This window comes from Bacteroidia bacterium, assembly GCA_020852255.1.
In the GTDB taxonomy this organism is placed as follows: Bacteria; Bacteroidota; Bacteroidia; order JADZBD01; family JADZBD01; genus JADZBD01.
Genome location: JADZBD010000016.1, coordinates 97,746 through 115,931 on the forward strand (window position 1 = coordinate 97,746; position 18,186 = coordinate 115,931).

At 43.1% G+C, this 18,186-nt stretch carries 15 protein-coding genes, 1 tRNA gene and 1 pseudogene; 5 read left to right on the top strand and 12 right to left on the bottom strand.

All coding sequences use genetic code 11. The annotated features are described in order from the left end of the window. The first annotated feature begins 24 nt into the window (after window positions 1-24). Genes IT233_09000 through aroE form a run of 3 tightly spaced genes read left to right on the top strand, consistent with a single transcriptional unit; the run spans window position 25 to window position 1,765 of the window. Window positions 25-342, top strand: coding sequence for a rhodanese-like domain-containing protein (locus IT233_09000; GenBank protein MCC7302768.1), 318 nt, complete (start codon window positions 25-27; stop codon window positions 340-342). Window positions 343-353: 11 nt separating this feature from the next. Further along, entirely contained in the window at window positions 354-1,001 is a 648-nt protein-coding gene (locus tag IT233_09005; GenBank protein MCC7302769.1) for a DedA family protein, read from the top strand. Next, a complete protein-coding gene (gene aroE, locus IT233_09010) occupies window positions 998-1,765 on the top strand; it encodes a shikimate dehydrogenase (GenBank protein ID MCC7302770.1) in 768 nt (255 codons plus the stop codon). The genes IT233_09005 and aroE overlap by 4 nt, the downstream gene beginning before the upstream one ends. Here the strand turns inward: aroE and IT233_09015 are convergent. After that, a complete protein-coding gene (locus IT233_09015) occupies window positions 1,762-4,029 on the bottom strand; it encodes an MMPL family transporter (GenBank protein ID MCC7302771.1) in 2,268 nt (755 codons plus the stop codon). The two genes, aroE and IT233_09015, sit on opposite strands and share 4 nt — an antisense overlap. 315 nt (window positions 4,030-4,344) lie before the next feature. On the opposite strand from IT233_09015, the gene IT233_09020 reads away from it, so the two are divergent. Then, a tRNA-Ser gene (locus tag IT233_09020) sits at window positions 4,345-4,433 on the top strand. Between the two features lie 736 nt (window positions 4,434-5,169). Here the strand turns inward: IT233_09020 and IT233_09025 are convergent. Continuing rightward, a pseudogene (locus IT233_09025) lies at window positions 5,170-5,565 on the bottom strand (recombinase family protein). Here IT233_09025 and IT233_09030 point away from each other — a divergent pair. Beyond that, complete coding sequence (locus tag IT233_09030; protein MCC7302772.1) at window positions 5,512-5,664, top strand: hypothetical protein; 153 nt, start codon at window positions 5,512-5,514, stop codon at window positions 5,662-5,664. The pseudogene IT233_09025 and the gene IT233_09030 overlap by 54 nt on opposite strands. Window positions 5,665-6,011: 347 nt before the next feature. Here the strand turns inward: IT233_09030 and IT233_09035 are convergent, their stop codons facing one another. The 10 genes from IT233_09035 to IT233_09080 all read right to left on the bottom strand — a co-directional run bounded on the left by IT233_09035 (window position 6,012) and on the right by IT233_09080 (window position 18,185). Next, a complete protein-coding gene (locus tag IT233_09035; protein MCC7302773.1) occupies window positions 6,012-6,251 on the bottom strand; it encodes a hypothetical protein in 240 nt (79 codons plus the stop codon). 112 nt (window positions 6,252-6,363) lie between these two features. Next, window positions 6,364-8,124 carry a hypothetical protein gene (locus IT233_09040; GenBank protein ID MCC7302774.1) on the bottom strand — a complete coding sequence of 587 codons (1,761 nt, stop codon included), beginning with the start codon at window positions 8,122-8,124 and terminating at the stop codon, window positions 6,364-6,366. A gap of 14 nt (window positions 8,125-8,138) precedes the next feature. Next, window positions 8,139-14,498, bottom strand: a complete 6,360-nt coding sequence (locus IT233_09045) for a strawberry notch family protein (GenBank protein MCC7302775.1) — start codon at window positions 14,496-14,498, stop codon at window positions 8,139-8,141. Window positions 14,499-14,539: 41 nt separating this feature from the next. Next, complete coding sequence (locus tag IT233_09050) at window positions 14,540-15,070, bottom strand: hypothetical protein (GenBank protein MCC7302776.1); 531 nt, start codon at window positions 15,068-15,070, stop codon at window positions 14,540-14,542. 1 nt (window position 15,071) lies between these two features. After that, on the bottom strand, window positions 15,072-15,278 hold the full coding sequence (locus tag IT233_09055; GenBank protein MCC7302777.1) for a hypothetical protein: 207 nt from the start codon (window positions 15,276-15,278) through the stop codon (window positions 15,072-15,074). After that, the gene (locus IT233_09060) at window positions 15,275-15,973 is read right to left on the bottom strand and encodes a hypothetical protein (GenBank protein MCC7302778.1); all 699 of its coding nucleotides are present in this window, start codon (window positions 15,971-15,973) and stop codon (window positions 15,275-15,277) included. Before IT233_09060 ends, IT233_09055 begins: the two co-directional genes overlap by 4 nt. Further along, the gene (locus IT233_09065) at window positions 15,970-16,188 is read right to left on the bottom strand and encodes a hypothetical protein (GenBank protein ID MCC7302779.1); all 219 of its coding nucleotides are present in this window, start codon (window positions 16,186-16,188) and stop codon (window positions 15,970-15,972) included. Before IT233_09065 ends, IT233_09060 begins: the two co-directional genes overlap by 4 nt. 16 nt (window positions 16,189-16,204) lie before the next feature. After that, window positions 16,205-16,873: a hypothetical protein gene (locus IT233_09070; protein ID MCC7302780.1), complete on the bottom strand. Its 669-nt coding sequence runs from the start codon at window positions 16,871-16,873 to the stop codon at window positions 16,205-16,207. Further along, window positions 16,873-17,307, bottom strand: coding sequence for an N-acetylmuramoyl-L-alanine amidase (locus IT233_09075; GenBank protein MCC7302781.1), 435 nt, complete (start codon window positions 17,305-17,307; stop codon window positions 16,873-16,875). The genes IT233_09070 and IT233_09075 overlap by 1 nt, the downstream gene beginning before the upstream one ends. Then, on the bottom strand, window positions 17,304-18,185 hold the full coding sequence (locus tag IT233_09080; GenBank protein ID MCC7302782.1) for a hypothetical protein: 882 nt from the start codon (window positions 18,183-18,185) through the stop codon (window positions 17,304-17,306). Before IT233_09080 ends, IT233_09075 begins: the two co-directional genes overlap by 4 nt. Window position 18,186: the final 1 nt, after the last annotated feature.

Sequence of the window (18,186 nt, forward strand, 5' to 3'; positions counted from 1 at the left end):
GTATCCCGATCATGACCCAAGGATATGAAAGAGATCACAGTAGCTGAGCTGAAAACAATTCGAGACGGAAACGAGGAACACGTCCTCATTGATGTTCGTGAAGCACACGAACTGGAAATCTGCGAGATTGGCGGCACACACATCCCGATGGGAGATGTGATGAACAACCTGGATCGCATTCCGAAAAACATAAAAGTGGTGATTCACTGCCGTTCCGGCGCACGCTCGGGGGCAGTAGTACAGGCGCTGGAAACACAACATGGTTACACCAACCTCTATAATCTGAAGGGTGGAATTATTGCCTGGGCTGACCAGGTCGATAGCAGCATTACCAAATACTGAAGCCATACTTTTTGGAACTCCTCAAAGAATTCCTGGATTTTTTTCTGCATCTCGACCAGAAGCTGGATCTGATCATGCAGGAATATAAAACCACTACCTACTTCATCCTGTGCTTGATCATTTTCTGTGAAACCGGACTGGTTGCTACGCCATTCCTACCGGGCGATTCCCTTCTGTTCGCTGCAGGTATGCTGACGGCACAAAATAATATACTCAACGTATGGATCCTGATTCCTTTATTGATCCTCTCCGCCATCGCGGGCGATAACACCAATTATTTCATAGGGAAATTCATCGGGATCAGGTTGTTTGAAATGCGAGGACTGAAGAAAATACTGAAAAAGGAATACCTGCATAAAACTGAAAAATTCTACGAGAAGCATGGCGGTAAAACCATTATTATGGCCCGCTTCGTTCCCATTGTACGCACTTTCGCCCCTTTTGTGGCCGGCGTGGGCACGATGAATTACAGTCGTTATATCATCTTCTGTCTGCTGGGAGGTGTACTTTGGGTAACCGGGCTTACCCTGGCTGGATATTATCTCGGCAGTATTCCCTTTGTAAAAGAACACTTCGAAAAAGTTGTACTCGGCATTATTCTGGTTTCTGTAGCGCCGATTTTCATTGCCTGGATTCGCTCCCGAATGAAAAAAGCATGAGAACGTTTGGTCTCATAGGCTTTCCGCTCTCCCACACCTTCTCGCCATCGTATTTCGCGGAAAAGTTTAAACGGGAACGTATTCAAAATACCGTGTATACGGCCTATCCCCTGCAAAACATCGCTGATCTTCCCGCCCTTTTACTTAAGGAAAGTTCCCTGGAAGGCTTTAACGTGACCATTCCCTACAAGGAAAAAATTATTCCCCTGCTGGACGAGATCCATGGAGAAGCAAAAGAAACAGGAGCTGTGAATACCGTGCGCGTTATCCGTTCGTCGAACGGAATCCGGCTGGCAGGATATAATACAGACGTTTTCGGGTTTCGGCAATCGCTGAAACCATTTCTTGAATCCCGGCATCAGCCGGCACTGATCCTGGGAACAGGCGGGGCTTCTAAGTCGGTACAGTACGTACTTAAGCAACTGGGTATTTCCTATAAATGTGTCAGCCGCTCCTCGATGCCCGGCTGCCTGAGTTACGAATCCCTCGCTCCCGAAACAATCCGGATGTGTAAACTGATCATTCACTGCACACCGGCGGGAATGTATCCCAACGTTAACGAAGAACCTCCGCTTCCTGAAAACTGGAGCGATGCAGTAGGGTCAGATCATTTCCTTTATGACCTGATCTATAATCCGCCCGAAACATTATTCTTAAAACGAGGCCGGGAAAAAAAGGCACTTACCATGAATGGTCTTAGTATGCTTCAACAGCAGGCGGAGGAGACCTGGAGAATTTTCTCTGAAAATTATCCCATCCGTTAACGGTGCATCCACTTGACTAAATTCGGCAGTAACAGCAGATCGGATAAGAGTGCAACGATCAGGGTAGCCCCTACCAGTAAGCCCGTGTGAAATATTCCGTTGAAACCGGAAAGCAGCAGCACGGCAAAACCTCCGAACAGAATAAAACTCGTCATTGTAACCGCCTTTCCGCTGTGCAGGAAGGATAACCGGATGGCCTCTTTTTTTTCAAAGCCTTTCCGAAGGTAGAGTTTATACCCGCTGAGCAGGTGTATCGTATCATCAACTGTTATCCCAAAAGCAATATTAAAAATGATGGAACTACTGAGATTCAGATTGATCTCCAGCCAACCCAGTAAACCTCCGATAAAAACCAATGGGAAGAGATTCGGGAGTAATGAAATGATCATCATGCGGAGTGAGCGGAACAAAAAAGCCATTAGCAGTCCTATGGTGAGCAGTTCATAGATTAACCCTTCCATCAGATTCCTTGTCAGAAAGTTATTATTACTGTCGAGTACCGTACTTATTCCGGTGACCCGAAACCGGACCTGAGATGGATCACAATGCTGGCTTATAAATTCATACAACGCTTCATTTCGCTTTTTTACCTCTATCGCTCCCAGGTCGGAGAGCCTCCCTGCAATTCTTCCGTTCTTCATATCCTCCGTTACGAGCGCACGGAATTCAGGACGATCAAGCAAAGAAATCAGATGTGCCTGTACAGATGGGAAGAGAGAGTCCGGGGGAAGACAAAAAGCATCTTCTGCCCCATTTTGTAACATCTGATGCACGGCTTTCACGGGCTGGGAAGGATCACTGATTCCTCCCACCCCATATACCTTACGGAGGTAGGATGATACCTTCTCAATCTGTTTTTGTATATCTGCGTCAAAAACACTCCCACCCGGTTTTGTGATCTTTACCGACATCTCAAATGGCCTCACTCCTCCAAGATGTTTATCGAAGTAGCCGAAATCTTCCTTATACGGATCTCCTTCTCTCAGTTCTTCAGTAAAATAGGAATTGGCCTGAATACGGGAAACACCATACCCCACGGGTATCAGCGTGATTAAAAACAACACTGCAAGATGTGTCCCCCGTCTTCCTACCCAATTGTATAGCCGGCTCAGTACGGAAGGCTTGACAAGCTCATCCGAAGGAGGTATGGCAAACGGCTTCAAAAAGTATAGAACAGGAATCAGGAATGTGAACGAGATGAAATATACAAGCATAATCCCAAAGGCCGCATTGATACCGAACCACGCAATGGGCTTGATCGTGATCGTCACCAGTGTGATAAAGCCAACGGCACTGGTAACAGCGGTGAGCAGTGTAGAGAAACTGATATCGCGGATCGTTCGGATCAGCGCTTCCGTCTTTTCTGTACCCTTTCCGATCTCCCCGTAGTAATTATTCAGAATATGCACACTGTCCGAAACGCCAACCACAAACAATACGGTGGGTATTATAATGGAGAAAATATCGATCCCGTCAGAGAATAGCAGGGCAAAATCCAATGTTCCCACCAATCCCAGCAACACGGTGATGACAGGAAAAACAATACCATTCCTGTTCCGGAATGTCAGAAAAAGAAAAGTGGCGACCACCAGGATGGTGATGCCCGCAAGCAGGAAGAATTCCTTCTGCATACTTGTAATGATATATACCTGGGCCCTGGTACGTCCGGCCAAACGGTATTCATCGAACCCGATTTTATTCAGTTCCTCTTCCACTTCGCTGCACAACACCTTTGTACTGTCGAGTCCCATGTGCGGCCGGGTTTTGATGACCATGCAAAGTGTGCCGCCTTCAACATCCAGAAGGTTTTTCACCGGATGAGATGTGGACGCTATCCGGATACTGTCCTCCAGTAGTTTAGTCACGTTCCCGGGATGAAAAAAAGGAATCGCGGAGGGAACGCCATTGCGCATTCTGTATTTAACGGTTCTGACCGGGGAAAAAATCTTTACGACATCGGTCCGGGTTTTGAGCCGGTCATGAAAGAAGTTAACCTTCGAGAGAAAAGTGGTGTCATATAAGCCGCCTTTATTGGTTAACCCAACCAACAGAATATCATGATCAGACTCAAACAGACCCAGGTGTTCCAGATAATAGTCAAGCTCTTCTTCCCCTTCAGGAAAGAAGCTTTCCATTTCGTAATTGAATTTGAGATGGGTAATAATATACCCTACCGATACGACCAGAAACAAGCCATAAAAAATCAAGCAGGCAATGGCCCAGGTACGAAAATGCCGGCGCAGGATATCGAGGAATCGCTCCACCATTGTAAAGGTATCAACCTTAACATGTTCCGGTGATTAAAATTGTTTTGCCGGTGCCACTTAATTGCTAATTTTGCACACCCCTGTGAGGATGTATTGTGCTGGTAGCGAAGTGCTTTAGCATGTGGTGGAGGTGGGTGAGTGCCTGCCTGTCTGGCGACAGTCAGACAGGGCTGAAACCAACTGAATTGGTACCCGTGTTCGGGATGAATTTTTGTTTCGGAGAGGTGGGTGAGTGCCTGCCTGTCTGGCGATAGTCAGACAGGGCTGAAACCAACTGAATTGGTACCCGTGTTCGGGATGAATTTTTGTTTCGGAGAGGTGGGTGAGTGGCTGAAACCAACGGTTTGCTAAACCGTCGTACGCCCAAAAGCGTACCGGGGGTTCGAATCCCCCCCTCTCCGCAAAAAGGGACTTCACCCATAAAAAAGGGGGAAGTCCCTTTTCTACTTCCCCCAAACTGCTTGATAATCGAGCGATTTCAGCGAATATGGAATTTACTTTTGCGGTTCGAAATGCCTGTATATTCTTATCATACGATAACCCTTCAGGGAAGACAAGTTTCTGAAGTTTTTCCCTTAAGTTTATACCACTTTTTGCCCATAATGAGGTGAGATTCAGGCAGAAGTTTACTGCTTGCTTGAGCTTTTCTGTGAGGTTCGAAATGGTAACCCCAACTTTTGCCAGTTCCTTCATTATTAGGTCTCGCTCGCCAATCAATTTGTTCATTAATCGGTCAAACACTTCCCGCGTCATTTCCTCTTTTACAAAGTATTTTTCTTCCAGTCCATGCGTGTTGTTGTCAAGCTCAGTTAAAAGGCTCTTAAACCTCGCCTCCTTCTCCGTGTTGTCTTTATTCGTCTCGTAATAGTCATGCTCCAGTTTCCAAACAATCGGCTCTATAACGGGTTCATTTACCTGATACTTGCCAAGTTCTTCCAAGAACAAGTTGTGCATTTCTTTCGCGCTCTTGTTACACTTACATCCAACAGTCCTGCACTTGTAGTAAAAGAGATTCTTTTTCTTTACGATGTAACCAGTTAGCGGCTCGGAACATTCAGCACATTTAAGGAATACCTTCAAAGGCACTCCTTCGTTTTCTCTTTTGTGGGGCACTCCGTATTTAGGGGAAGCGATTCGGATGTCGTTAATCTTGAAGAAGACTTCTTTGCTCACCATCGGCTCATGTTTGCCCTCCACAACTTTTCCATCTAAAATTCCGTGAGCAATCAGTCCACAATAAAAAGGATTCTTGAATATTTTGTAAATGCGTTGCTTGTAGGTTTTAATTCCAATCTTTTCAAGCATCAAAATTATTTCCTCGTTCTTGTATCCTTCCAACTTCCACTCCCACGCCTTTCTTAATTTCTTTCCGTAATCATTCAGGATAATTTTTCGCTCCCCATTTACTTTGATTGTATCGTAACCAATCGGAGCAGGAATACACCATTCCCCCTGCTCATATTTTCTTTTCAATCCATCATGCGTTACCTGTTGGCGTTGTACATTATCCCATTTAGCAAAGATGAGTTGCATTTCCTGAAACAAAACTCCGTTGCTGTTGGAGGTATCAATCGGCTCTGTTACAGCAATGATGTGAATGCCGTATTTATTTCTGAGGTCATCAGCGATTGAAATGGCTTTACCACCTGTTCTGCTGAACCTCGTCATTTTGTAAACGAGGATGGTGCTGATTTTCCCTTTGCTTCGTTTGCAAAATTCTATCATTCGCTGAAACTCCTTTCGTTCATCGGTTTTCGCGCTCTCGTAAGTTGCGCCAAATCCTGCTACGATTTGTAATCCGAATCGCTTTGCGAATTCTTCGATTGTTTTGTTTTGGTTCTCGATGGATTCGTTGGTGTCAAATTGTTTTTTTCCTGATACCCGCGTGTATTTAATCACCATTCGTGAATCCACCTTCTTCATTCCAGTTTTACTTTTCCTGCCAAACTTATGGCTTAGGATTGATTGTACTTCTGTGTTCATGCTGCTTGCTTTATATTGTGTTCTGAATTTTCCTTTTCAAGTAATTCCTGTTCCAACTGAAATTGTACGATGATGTTCGCTAATGCTTCAATCGCAAATATTATTTCCTGTGCTTCATCATCCGACATTTCCTTGTTGCCCATTAACTCCTTCAACTTTGATACAGTCAACGGCTCTTTTTTAGGATTGATTCCTTCTGATTTTCTTAGCTGAATTATTTTCCCTTTTTCTTTCATGTTCTCCGGTTCTTGTCGCCAATTCAAAAAGCTCCGTTTCATTTACTTACTACATTGACTATCAATGTATTACAAATGTACGGAGCCTTTCTGAATTGGCAAAATTTGATTTTTACTGCTCAAAAATGTTCATCTCTCCGCCTTGATTGTACCTGCCGAACTGGACTGCTTTTCCCTTCTGAGGAATTTCAATTACGACATCAACATCGTGCTGAAATTCATTCTTGCCTCTGAAATTTCCTTCCTTAGTCGTTTGGAAAACGAAGATGAATGATTTGCCCTTGTATGTTTTGCGAAGCGCGTCCAAATCACCTGGTCCAAGACCGAGTTTGTTCACGCTGTCAAGAAAAATAAAATCATATTCCGACAAATCTTCAGGCAGGTAATCGCTCACAAAAAGATTTTCATGCTTCACATTTTTATCGTTCAATTTTATTTGCAAGGTTTTGTCTAATCCTTCTTCACGGGCTACATACAATACTTTACCATGACTACGGGCAAGATATCCGGCAAACTCCACGCAGAGGTAGGACTTGCCCATTTTGGGCTTACCGAAAACCATTGCTGTAAAGCCCGGTGCAGGATCCCCGATTAGGTCGCGCCATTTCCCTGTGAAACCGATTGAATTAAAAGTCATGTCCGCAAATTCAAGGCTGCTCATAATTTTATTTTCGTTCTGCGATGTTTCATCTGTTCCGCTTAGTTCGCAGTTACATCCATCCATAAGGTCATCACCAGTATGTACACTTTCCATCCATTCCCAATTTATTGCATCAATCAATTCATTTTCGCTCTTGTACCAATCCGAATCATACCATTGCCCTTCAATTTTGATGGCTCCTGACTTCTCCCTTCTTATTCCTGCTACCAAGATTTGAGTGTAACCCTGATTTGCCGTGCCTTTCGGATAGAATTTCTTTTTGAAGGTTATGATGTTGCCTTTCCTTTTTATGGTTTTCAATTTCTTTTCGCGTGTATCATATAGCTTTTTATTCTTTCCGTGCTCTCCCAAGAAACCAAGTAGCCCATTCAACTCGGCAGTATTCATGGGAAGCGTTTTCACTTTCTTATCATCAATAAAAGCGCGGAGTGAAAGCCAAACCTCATTCAGTTTCTTTGCGTATTTATCATCCTTATTGATTTTATTTTTCTTTACTGCTTTTGTCATTTGGTTAAAGAGCTTCTCCGCTTTTTCCTTGACACCGATTTTACCATGCAGGTTCACATATCGCTTAATCAACTGAACCGACATATAGATTTTCTCACTATCAATTTCCTTTTTGAACTCACGCAAAGTTTTAGGAGATACTTCAACTTCAACTGAGCGCCCTTTCATTCCATTGTAAACCTTCAACAAATTATCCTGCATATAGACAATTTGCTTCGCCCAGGATGAATCCTTTCTTATCCTGCGCTCAAGGATGGCTCTTTGCAGTCCGTTGATAAAGCGAAGCAGTTCCTCTTTCGTTTTCTTTTTCCCATTGAGATTGATGTAACGCCTCATAAACCGCAGTTCCTCCGGGATGCGCTCAACAAGCTCTACATCGTCCTCTGCTTCTTTCTGCGTTTCCGCAGGGGCTTTATGCTCTTTGTGGGCGGGTTCCTTTTTTGGAGTTTCGTGTTTTTCTTTCTTGGGCGGAACTACCTTTTCTTCCTTTTCAGTTTTTTCCGTTTTGGAAGGGATATGTTCTGATATTTTTTGAAAGTATTCGTTAACCACTTTCTGAATAGTGGGACTGGAATGGTAAGAGTTCCAGTCGGAGCCATTCTGTGTAACCTTGTTCACAAATTCATGCCCCTTCTGCAAGGGTGCAGGAAGGGATGAAAAATCAAGTGAGCTTACTTTGCTGAAATAGTTGTCTGCGTTTATCATGGTAAGTGTTTTATTTATGCTGCTAATAATTCGAGTTCAAGTGCCAATGCCTCCGCTTCCAGTTCATATATTTTCAGAAGCTCGCTTTCATCCTGCTTGGGAGGTAATTCGATTTTCTTTCTTGACGAACTGCGTTTGTGCTTTTCATCTTTAATCATATCAAACTGGAAGTTGGTTAATGTAACGGCAGAGCTGAATTTGCTTTGAAGTATCTCCACGAAAGGTTCAATCTGTTTGAATGGAAATGTGGCAACCATTTTATCCGACACCTTTTCAAAATTCTTTCCATCCACTAATTCAAGGATGTCCTTGTCGAGATATATCTCACCGCCTTTTGCTCTTGATGATGGCACAATCACTTTGTAACCTTCACCCTGACGAAAAATGCCTATGTCATTGTTCGTATAGATTGCTGCTCCGTTGGCAAGCGATTTTACGATAGTGATTGCCTTGCCGATGGGAACAACCACTTTATCTCCGATGTGTTCAGCAGGAATCCAGTTGTCAGGCATGAGGATTCCTTTTTTGGTTTCTCCGTCAAGCGTTGTGTAACTAACGAGCTTCCCTTTGAAGTCGCTGAAAGCCTGTAACAGATTCCCGGTGATAATATGCCGCGTTTTCCTATCAATAATATTTGACTTAATTGCTGATTCCCATTCATTCAGTAATTCTACTCTTTCTGTTTCAGGTAAGCCCGTACTTGCTCCCATTATTGCGGTGATGTCATCGGAATAGCTTGCAGGAATAGCAATGTATTTATTGCTGTTAGCAATAGCGAAGCGTAGTTTCATTGCGCTTGGCGCATACGGATTTTTCTTTTTCTTGTCAATGATGAATCCCAAGAAGGTAGCTAATACCAATTCCTGCCCTTCGCTGTATGATTGCACAGGATAGTTCAGTCGTTTTCCAATATGGAAATACTTGAAAATCCTTTTCAGGTATTGAGAGCGATTATTAAAAGAAGTTTGTGTCTGTTCCAACTGAGCGTGCCTTGCAGTATCTAATTCCTGTTCACGCTCCTTAATTGCATTCAGTTTTTCTTTCTCGCTTTTCAGTTTAAGGATTTTCTTTTCATTTGGAACTTCCTTAATCAGCTCATCGTATTTCTCATTGACCTCTTTGGTTTCCTCCTCTAATCGCTTTGCAACAAAAAGTTCATATTCGCTTTGCAGTCCTGCTTGCAAAGCAATAGCATCCTTCCCTGAGAGAGATTCCTTCAAAAGATTGTCAAGTTCATTCTTAGAGAAAGGTTTCTTGAGAACATTCGCTTTCACGGCTTCCAATATGCTGTCGTCCCCGAATGTGCTGTCCCCGCCTTTGCCCATTTTGATAATGTTCCAGTTAATGCGCTCTGCCTGTAAGTCCATTGCTTCCACCTCCAAGTCATAATCACCGATTTGCTTGAGGTATTCCGTGAAATCATTATACCGCTCGGAAATCTCATTGTAGAAGTCCTGTTGCATTTTGGTTGAGAGAACTGCCACACGGCCCGAAACCTTATGTGCGGCATCCTCCACCGTTTCTTTGTCGTCTCCCTTTGTAGTTTTCAAATGGAGGGGGTCGTTAAGCAGTTCGTTCACTTCGGGATTTTCAATCAAATATTCTTTCACGATTTTATCTCCGTACTTGTTGAGAAAATCGGGTACATCTAAAATCTTGGTGCTTTGTTTTTGATTGGAGGTCGTGTTTGCATCGAGGGACTTCAGTTTTTTCTGAAGCATCATCATCAAACGCTTCTCTGCCGGTATTGCCGAATTCACATAATCGTAAATAGGTTTTAATATTTGCCCTGTGCGATTTATTCTGCCTCTTTTCTGAACCTCAGTATTGATGTCAAGTTCTGCCTGCAATACAATCATCGCTCTTTGTTTTACCTGTGAGGCAGGAACTTTTGCAGTAGGAATGGCGTGAGCAGATGCTCCTGTGCTTCCTGATTGATTTATCATCAATACATCCACTTCGTTATTGTTGAATTGGCGAAATGCATCATTGGTATTGATGCGCTTTCTCTGCAATATCAATCCCTTGTTTGTTTTCGGGTTGATTTGCAATTCATATTTTCTTCCTGTTACCTCTGCAACGGAATATCCCGCGTCCTGAATTTTCTTTATCACAATGTCAATAGGAGAAATAGTTATTCCTGTTGAAGCAGTTTTTACTTTTTCCATGATGCGCCTGTATTCTGCCTGTGCTTCAACGGACAAATCCGAAATCTCAAATTTCTTTGAAATAGAATTGCCGTCCACATCCTTCTCGGTATAGCGCAGAATTCCTTCCAGTCCACGCTTCAGGACTTCGGTAAAGTCGGCATTGATAACATCACCATCTGCAACAAGAACACCTTTGTCATTTTCCATTTGCTCTATAAAACTTCCCATCGTGGAAGCGAAAGCGATTACAGGTTTCTTGCCTTCCTTCAATCTTGCTATGGCTCGTTCTGCAACCGCCTCAGCCTTTATGGAGAAAAGCATTTGGTTAATCACATTAAACACCTTTGAGAAGTACGGTTGATTATCTACACCTGCCTGTGATGTACCTTCGCGCAGTTCAACTTCTTTTCCCTCTGCTGCTGCTATCTTATCAAGGTCTTCCACCTGCTTGTCCACGAAGTTTTTCTGAAAGCCGATAATGTCTCTGAGAATTTCGGTGATATTATCTGCAACTGCTTTATGTTCCTGTTCTTTTTGGTCGAGCGTGATATAGTTTACTTCAACACCCTCAAATGAACGCTCGCGCCTGAGCATTTGCCCTTCGGCTACGAGCTGGCTCGATAAAACTTCCTGCAAAGCAACCCCTCCACGAATAATGGCTTCGACCAATTCATCCTTAGTCATGTTCGCATCTGAGATAGCCGTTTTCATAGCATAGATTGGCATATTGTCCGGGCGTTTGGCGAAGGTTGCAGAAAGGAAAACCACACCCTTTGTATCAGCAACAACGGACTGCATGAATTCGCCCGTGTTGGATGAACCGCTTGAGTTGTGTGCCTCATCCATAATGATAATGTTCCCCTGTGCGATTTCACGAAGGAAATTTGGCTTTTCAGGTTTCTTCTCAGGAGAATTGAATTGCGAATAAGTTCCAACTACGAAATGAAATTTCGCAGGAACTTTTCTTCCTTCAAAAATTCTCTGCTGTTCGTTAGCAGGCAAAGCCTGATAAACAATATTGCCGTCCTCGTCTTTTATGTCGGTCTTTGATTCGCGCCCATTTACAATGAAGGGTACAAGATGGGCTGAACCAATAGCAGCTAAATCCCTGTATATATCCGAAAAGAGGTTGGCTTTCTCAGTTATGAAAATAGGTTTCAATCCCTGTTGAACTCCATAGCGAATCATGGAAGCAGCAACTCGTCCTTTTCCGATACCTGTTTGGTCGCCTATAATCATTCCCTGTCCACGAGCTTCAATATTGTAAATAGCCATAGCGACTGCATCAATCTGTTCTGCCGAAAGAGATTTGCACAGTTCCGTTTTGCTACGGAAGTTCAGGCGGTGGCGAACAAACTCGTCAATGTCTCCGCCCACTTCATCCCGAATCAGGTCAAGTGCTTTTTGCGTTTCAAAGCTCATTGAATCGGGAACCTGGGTATTGAGTACAACACACGCTGCTGAAGCAGGAATGTAGGGTGAACCAAGCTCAAAAAAGCCAAGTTGTCTTTGTAATTCCATAGCTTCCTTTTCTAATTGAGAGATATTTTGTTTCATTTCTTTTGGATTAGGTAGTTCATCGGCAACGGCAACCTTGTTTCCGCTCCGCACCAATCGTGGCAGATAAGTGTCAAGTGAATGGATTGGAAAACCAGTTACAGGTACTCCTTTGCGATGTGCTAATATTGTTCCGAGAATTTTTGATGTTTTAATCGCATCCTCTCCAAAGGTTTCATAGAAGCTCCCGGTACTTAGCAAAAGAATTACATCAGTATATTTTTGTTTAAGCGAATTGAATCTTTGGAGTTCTGCTTTTCCGCTATTGTCAATAGCGTCAATCACTCTTTCGTATAATGCGTCAAATGTTTTTACGGCATTTGACAGTTCCCTATTCTTTATGGGTGCGGCTCCCTGCGGATTTTGTTTTCTTCCGTCAATTAGAATCAATCTGACATCAAAAGAAGTTCCCTGACGGGAATACAAACTGCCGTCAATGTTTATTACATCAACTACATTGTATCGGCTATACAGGTAATTGAAAAATATCCTGTTCTTTCCTGCCTGAATCCTTCCTTTCTCGTCCCATTGCGTATGCCCGCCAATGATGATAGCTGCTTTTCCGTTGTGCTTCATGCAATCAAGCGCACGCAACGCCATCAGATGATCAAGCGTTTTGATAGGGAAAGTATCAAACATAATCTCCGTATCTAATGTTCCGAAAGGAGGGTTGGTGATGACCGCATTCATTTTTTGATAGAACTCAGGAAATGGTTTAGTTGCATCCCGGCTCAACACTTGTTTGAATCCCTGCGTTTGCAAATTTTCTCTGCGTGTATTATCAAGTTCGTTTACAATAATGTTTTGTTGAATACCTGCAATAGTCAAAAGTCCGTTTCCTGCGCTTGGCTCAAATACGGAAATGCCTTTGTCCGCTCCAACAAATATTCCTGCAAGAAATCCTATGGGCGCAGGTGTTGAGTATTGCTGTAATAGAATACTCTGACTTGTTCTATGAGATAGATTGACCTGGTTCTTGTATAACTCCACTATGGAAGCGTACCTCTCGCGTACTGCTCCTTGTGCATGAGCAAGAACTCTTGCCCTGCGAACAATAGCAAGTTCCGTAAGCTCCTTAACCAAGTTCTTGTCGTGAATACCGAAGGTGGTCGCAAGTTTTTCAATAGAGCGTTTTGTATGAGAAATTTTCTTCTGCAAATCATCTTCAATCCTGCCCACAAATTTCCATTTTGGAATTGTGGTTAAGGGTCCTGTTCCGTTCAGAGAAATATCTTTCAATTTCTTTTCCGCGATTCCGCAATACTCTTTCTTGCCATCAATCCCGATAAATTTTCTTCCAAGCTCTATGGCGCGTACACCTGTGCTTCCTGTTCCACAGAACGGGTCCAGTACCACTCCTCCTTTGGGGCAACCTGCAAGGATGGGTTTAGTAAGCATATCCGAACTGTACTTGGCATAGTGCTTATCCTTTCCTCCTTTATTATTTACAACCCAAAAATCTGCGATGTCTCCGGGGTTTTTTCCGTCCTCATGGCACATCTTTTTGATGTCCATGTTTTCATAAGAACTTCCTTTTTCTCTGTGTCCGTTCCAACCGCGTGTGGTTCTTTCAAGGGATGCTGCTTTGTGCGGTTCACGCACGCTGTCAAGGTCAAAGAAATACTCTTTGCTCTTTACCATGAGAAAAACAAATTCATGTTTTTTGGAAAAACGGTCTTTCACGCTTTCAGGCATGGAGTTTTTCTTTGCCAAAATAATATCGTTGCGAACAATCCATCCGCGCTCCATGCAACCGATGGCGAAACGATGAGGAATAAGGAGCTGACTTTTATGCGGTGCGTTTCCTTTTATCAGCGTTGCACCATTTTCTACATGATGCTTGGTGCTTTTACTCACATATTGCGTTCCCCGACCTGTTCCCGATTGAGTTCCGTAGGTGTCGCCAAGATTTATCCAAACTGTTCCTTTGGGCTTTAATACCCGTTGAATCTCATCCATCAACGCCCAAAGATTTTGAAGGTACTCCTCAAATGTTTTTTCCAATCCCCATTGTCCCTTCCAACCATAATCGCGCAGTTGCCAATAGGGAGGTGAAGTGATAACACAATCAATACTGTTATCAGGGAAGTCTTTTAGTGTATCAAGTGCGTTCCCCTGAATTACTTTATTCAAGTGAGGTTTTAATTTATCCTTTACAACAAATCCAAGTTCGGCATCCGAAAATATTTCTTCAATACCGAGTAATCCCTCGTCTGCAAATGAATAATAACCGTCTTTGGTAATAATGATATGGTCAAGAACTGAAATATCCATCGTTGCGGCACTTTCTTTTATCTTCCTTGTGAGCAAAATATCCTGCTCGCTCGGTCTCAGATTTCCGCTTGGATGGTTATGGGCAATAATTATTGATGTGCTTGCACTTTTCAATGCAGCAGCAAGTATTATCCGTACATCGGCAACTGTTCCGGTGATGCCTCCCACCGCATGACGATAGTAACCGATAATGTCGTTGGCTCTGTTCAGGTATAGAACAACAAACTGTTCCTGCAATTCAATCTCTCCGCGTTTGTAAACTTTACGGATAAATTCTGCAACATCTTTTGAATCTCCAATTTTTCCAAAGTGTTTCCTTCTTGAAGACCTGTTAAGGCGAAGTTTCACTTCAGGCACATCGCCTTCACGCAATGCGCCCAAAGTGAAAATCATTTCAGGTTTTTGATAGTATGATTTGTGCTTCGCCATTTAGCTTAGGAGTATTGTAGCGTTTTTCTGTTGTTCCAGATTTTGTCGAAGTTTTTGTTTCCACCTGCCCACAGGGTTGTAATCACATCGTTACTGCTTGTGATTTTCTGAATTGCCCAAACTGCATCAGAGGTTAAGGAGCCGGGAGCTGCATACCCCTTGTAAACTGTGTTGGGAGTTTTTTCATCACAGATTACAGGTTCGGAAAGGAGTTGGTTTGTTTTGATGTTCTGCAACTCGGTAATTTCTGCATCCTGCTTCGCTTCTGTTGAAACCCCAGCCAGGTTCGGTGTGTTCAGGAGCATCGCGTTGATTGCTTCAACCAATGCTTCGGGCGAAGCCGTAACAGGATTGCACACATCAGCGTGTGTGATGAAAATATTACTGAGTGAGCCTAAGCCGATGTCAATTTTTATTACCCCATCTGCTAAGGGGCTTACTTCGCGGATTTGCTGCTTGAGAATATTTCTCGTTCCATCAACTGTGATTATTTTCAGCGATGCTCCGTTATTGATGATTTGTGTAGTTGCTGACATATTATTTCTTTTTAGGTTTGTTTTTATCGTTGTTATCCTTGCAAAAAGTGTGGGCAATAGCTTCACCGAGTATCGCCCCGATGAAGCCTGTTACCATCATGTAAGGCACTACATCCTTATCCGCGCTCTTTGCATAGAAGTACCCTGTGAGGGAAGTAATCAGCGTAAAAGATGATACTATCGCTTTCTCCTTCATTGCTTCGTTCATTTTTGTAATAGAAAGAAAGTAGTTGCTCCGGACAGAATCATAACCCCTGCGGATAGGAATTTGGATTTAATCCTTTCTCGTTTCAGTTTTTTGTTTGCCAAGCTCAGTTCATCCGCGAGCTTATTTTGAAATGCAAAGGATGAATCTGTTACCTGCTTTAGCATGGAGAAACTGTTTTGGCAAACCGTCATTGCCGAATCCTGATTTTGTATCACTTCCTTCAGGTCGGTTATTTCCGAATTGCATAAGCTGTCTTTAATGTTTGTCTCTGCAATAAACTCCGTTACTCTTTCTTTAATCGAATCACAGTTGGAAATAAATTCTGAAGTGTCCGTAATGGTTTTGCTTTCTGAAATCAATGAAAGTATTTTTCCCTGCATGGATTTTTCTTTCATCCTTGATTTTTCAAGAGCGTAATCGGTTTCCTGAATACGGCTCTGCAACGCAATGTTTTTGTTTACCCAGTAACGGACTTCTGACTGGTAATTGGATTCAATCAGGCTCACCTGTGCTTTCATTTCCTTAATAACAATTTTGGATTCCTTTATCTCTTTTTTGAATCCTTCCATTGAATCGAAAAGCAGGTAAGTGGAGAGGGCTGACAGTATGCCCAATAAAAATGTTATGATAATTGCTCTTTTGCTCATCGCCCTGTTTATCTGATTTATGGTATTTGCGAATACTTCGTTTTTCATTGTTCTTGGTTTTTGTCGTTAATGGTTGATTTGCTTTTTTTCTCCAATGAGTACCCGAAACATCCTGCACCGACAATACTTACAAAAGAGTAAAACATAAATTCAGGAATGGCTATATGAAAAAATTGTTGTGCAATCCAGCTAATAAGCGTGGCTGCAACGAACACGAGTGTTACTGCTTCCCGAAGGCTGTAATTTCCTTCCTTGTCTTTCATCAGTTGTTTCAAGAAATCATTCATTGGTGTCGTAGTTGATATATCCGATTAATCCTATTCCGAGAGTGAGAGTGCCGACTACTATCCGTTTGATGGATTCCCTTCGCATGGCACGGAAATCCAAGAGCGTATATGTGAATCGGTTTCCGTAAAGCGAGCGGTGCTTCTCGCAGAGTTCCATGAAATGCTGAAAGTCCTCTGCTCGTTGAAAGACCTGGCATCCTGCCGAAAACTTATCAATGAACTTGGTAGTCCCTTTGGACATGGCGCGGTGAATGTTTATTCCAAACAACCCTGTGTCTTTTCGTCCATTGAAGAAATCGAGCTTTGCATTTCGGTCATAGTCGCGCAGTATGGTAACAGGTGCAATCTGAACAAGTGCCTTGTACTTTCCCAAGTGCATCCCTATTTGATAGGCATTTACATACTGTCCCTGAGAGAGTATGGCTGTTCCCTGCGGTTGCATAGGATTTTGAAGCCAGTAGGTTCCGGGATCTGTCGTGGCTTTGAAGATGTGGTATTCCCATTTCAATGGTTTGGATTTGTAGAATACATGAATCTCATCGTCAAAACGATTCGGAACGGTGCTTCGGGTACGCACACCTACGATGTTCAACTCGTAGGGGCGCGTATGAAGTACATATCCTTTGCTCCGCAGTATGGATTTTACTCTCGGCAGAATCATTACGCTGCTTTTTTGAAATCAGGTTCGTAATTGCGAAGCCATTCCTTTACATCGAATGAAGGGCAGGCTTTTTTCACTCCGGGGAAATCACGGTGTCCGAGTATCTGAGCCTGCGGATATTTTTCGCTCAGTTCAATCAGCTTGTCGAACATGGCGTGCTTCTGAAGCGTTGAGCGGTTATCAATCGGCTTTCCTTCCTTGTCAATGCCTCCGATGTAAGAGATGTGCAGGGAATCCTGATTGTGTCCGTAAGCTCCATAAGAAACTTCCTTCTCATCAAGTAGCAGAACAATTTCTCCATCGCGCAGTATCAGGTAGTGATAACCGGGCTTGTCCCATTTGCGTATTTCCTTCCAGTATTTTTTTATAGCCTCAACTGTGGCGGTTGGCTCTGTTGCGGTGCAATGCACCACGATGTATTTTATCTTTCTCATAAATATTTAATTGTTGATGTTTTAACTATGAATTTTCTTCCGTTGCTTTCAAAAAGGGTAAACCCGTTATTGGTGGCTATTTCAGTTCCGAGAATCATGTTCGCAGGGACTTTTGCTCCTTCACTCGGGGTCCTCCAAACAGTTGTGGGCGTTGTAGTCATTACTTTGAAGCCATCCACTCCTGATAATGACCATTTAGTTCCATCGTATTTCAATCCCATTCGGGAGAACTCAAGGCGTATCTGTTGCTTCTGACTTTCTTCTGAAAAACTGCCGAGCAATCCGTTCACAAGCGTTTGACTAACCCCGCGAAGTGTGAACTTCTTGAACTCGTTGCTGACGGATGTGTAATCCTCCTTTGTTCTCATCTTTTTAAGAGAGGCAATCACTCCGCTGATGCTCTTGTTCACGGCATCTTTGTAGAGCGATTTTGCAAGGGCAGTAGAATCAAGACTTGGCTCGGAAACAAGAACATTGTAGGTTGTCTCATCAATACTCTCAGGCAGGTTGAGTTTTTTAAGGGCTGCAACCATTTCACTACCGAAATCTCCATCGGCTCCATAGCGCGGAAGAATCTCTTTTCCGTTTTTGGCAATCAGCGCATCCTGCAATGCTTTCACTTTTGTCCCCTTGCTTCCTTTCTTCAAAGGAAACTCATCACTTCGCTTTGTAGGCTGAGTGAAATAGGTTGGAGTGAAAGTGTTTTGCTTGGGAGGCAAAAGAGAAGTTTCGGGCGTGTTGTCGTCCGTAGTTTCCTCTTTTTTCTGCTTGCGCTTTTGGTAGTAGTCCCATCCAAAATAACTGAGCAAGCCTGTTGCTGCTACACCCAATCCAATGAGGAGGAACTTTTTCTTTTTATTTGGTTTTGCCTTTTCCATT

What these genes read in the sequence shown, in the direction of transcription:
- IT233_09040 (MCC7302774.1), bottom strand. Translation starts at nt 8,124, where the DNA reads ATGATAAACGCAGACAACTATTTCAGCAAAGTAAGCTCACTTGATTTT.
- IT233_09035 (MCC7302773.1), bottom strand. Translation starts at nt 6,251, where the DNA reads ATGAAAGAAAAAGGGAAAATAATTCAGCTAAGAAAATCAGAAGGAATC.
- IT233_09070 (MCC7302780.1), bottom strand. Translation starts at nt 16,873, where the DNA reads ATGATTCTGCCGAGAGTAAAATCCATACTGCGGAGCAAAGGATATGTA.
- IT233_09030 (MCC7302772.1), top strand. Translation starts at nt 5,512, where the DNA reads ATGCGTTACCTGTTGGCGTTGTACATTATCCCATTTAGCAAAGATGAG.
- IT233_09050 (MCC7302776.1), bottom strand. Translation starts at nt 15,070, where the DNA reads ATGTCAGCAACTACACAAATCATCAATAACGGAGCATCGCTGAAAATA.
- IT233_09060 (MCC7302778.1), bottom strand. Translation starts at nt 15,973, where the DNA reads ATGAAAAACGAAGTATTCGCAAATACCATAAATCAGATAAACAGGGCG.
- IT233_09000 (MCC7302768.1), top strand. Translation starts at nt 25, where the DNA reads ATGAAAGAGATCACAGTAGCTGAGCTGAAAACAATTCGAGACGGAAAC.
- IT233_09080 (MCC7302782.1), bottom strand. Translation starts at nt 18,185, where the DNA reads ATGGAAAAGGCAAAACCAAATAAAAAGAAAAAGTTCCTCCTCATTGGA.
- aroE (MCC7302770.1), top strand. Translation starts at nt 998, where the DNA reads ATGAGAACGTTTGGTCTCATAGGCTTTCCGCTCTCCCACACCTTCTCG.
- IT233_09045 (MCC7302775.1), bottom strand. Translation starts at nt 14,498, where the DNA reads ATGATTTTCACTTTGGGCGCATTGCGTGAAGGCGATGTGCCTGAAGTG.
- IT233_09075 (MCC7302781.1), bottom strand. Translation starts at nt 17,307, where the DNA reads ATGAGAAAGATAAAATACATCGTGGTGCATTGCACCGCAACAGAGCCA.
- IT233_09065 (MCC7302779.1), bottom strand. Translation starts at nt 16,188, where the DNA reads ATGAAAGACAAGGAAGGAAATTACAGCCTTCGGGAAGCAGTAACACTC.
- IT233_09055 (MCC7302777.1), bottom strand. Translation starts at nt 15,278, where the DNA reads ATGAACGAAGCAATGAAGGAGAAAGCGATAGTATCATCTTTTACGCTG.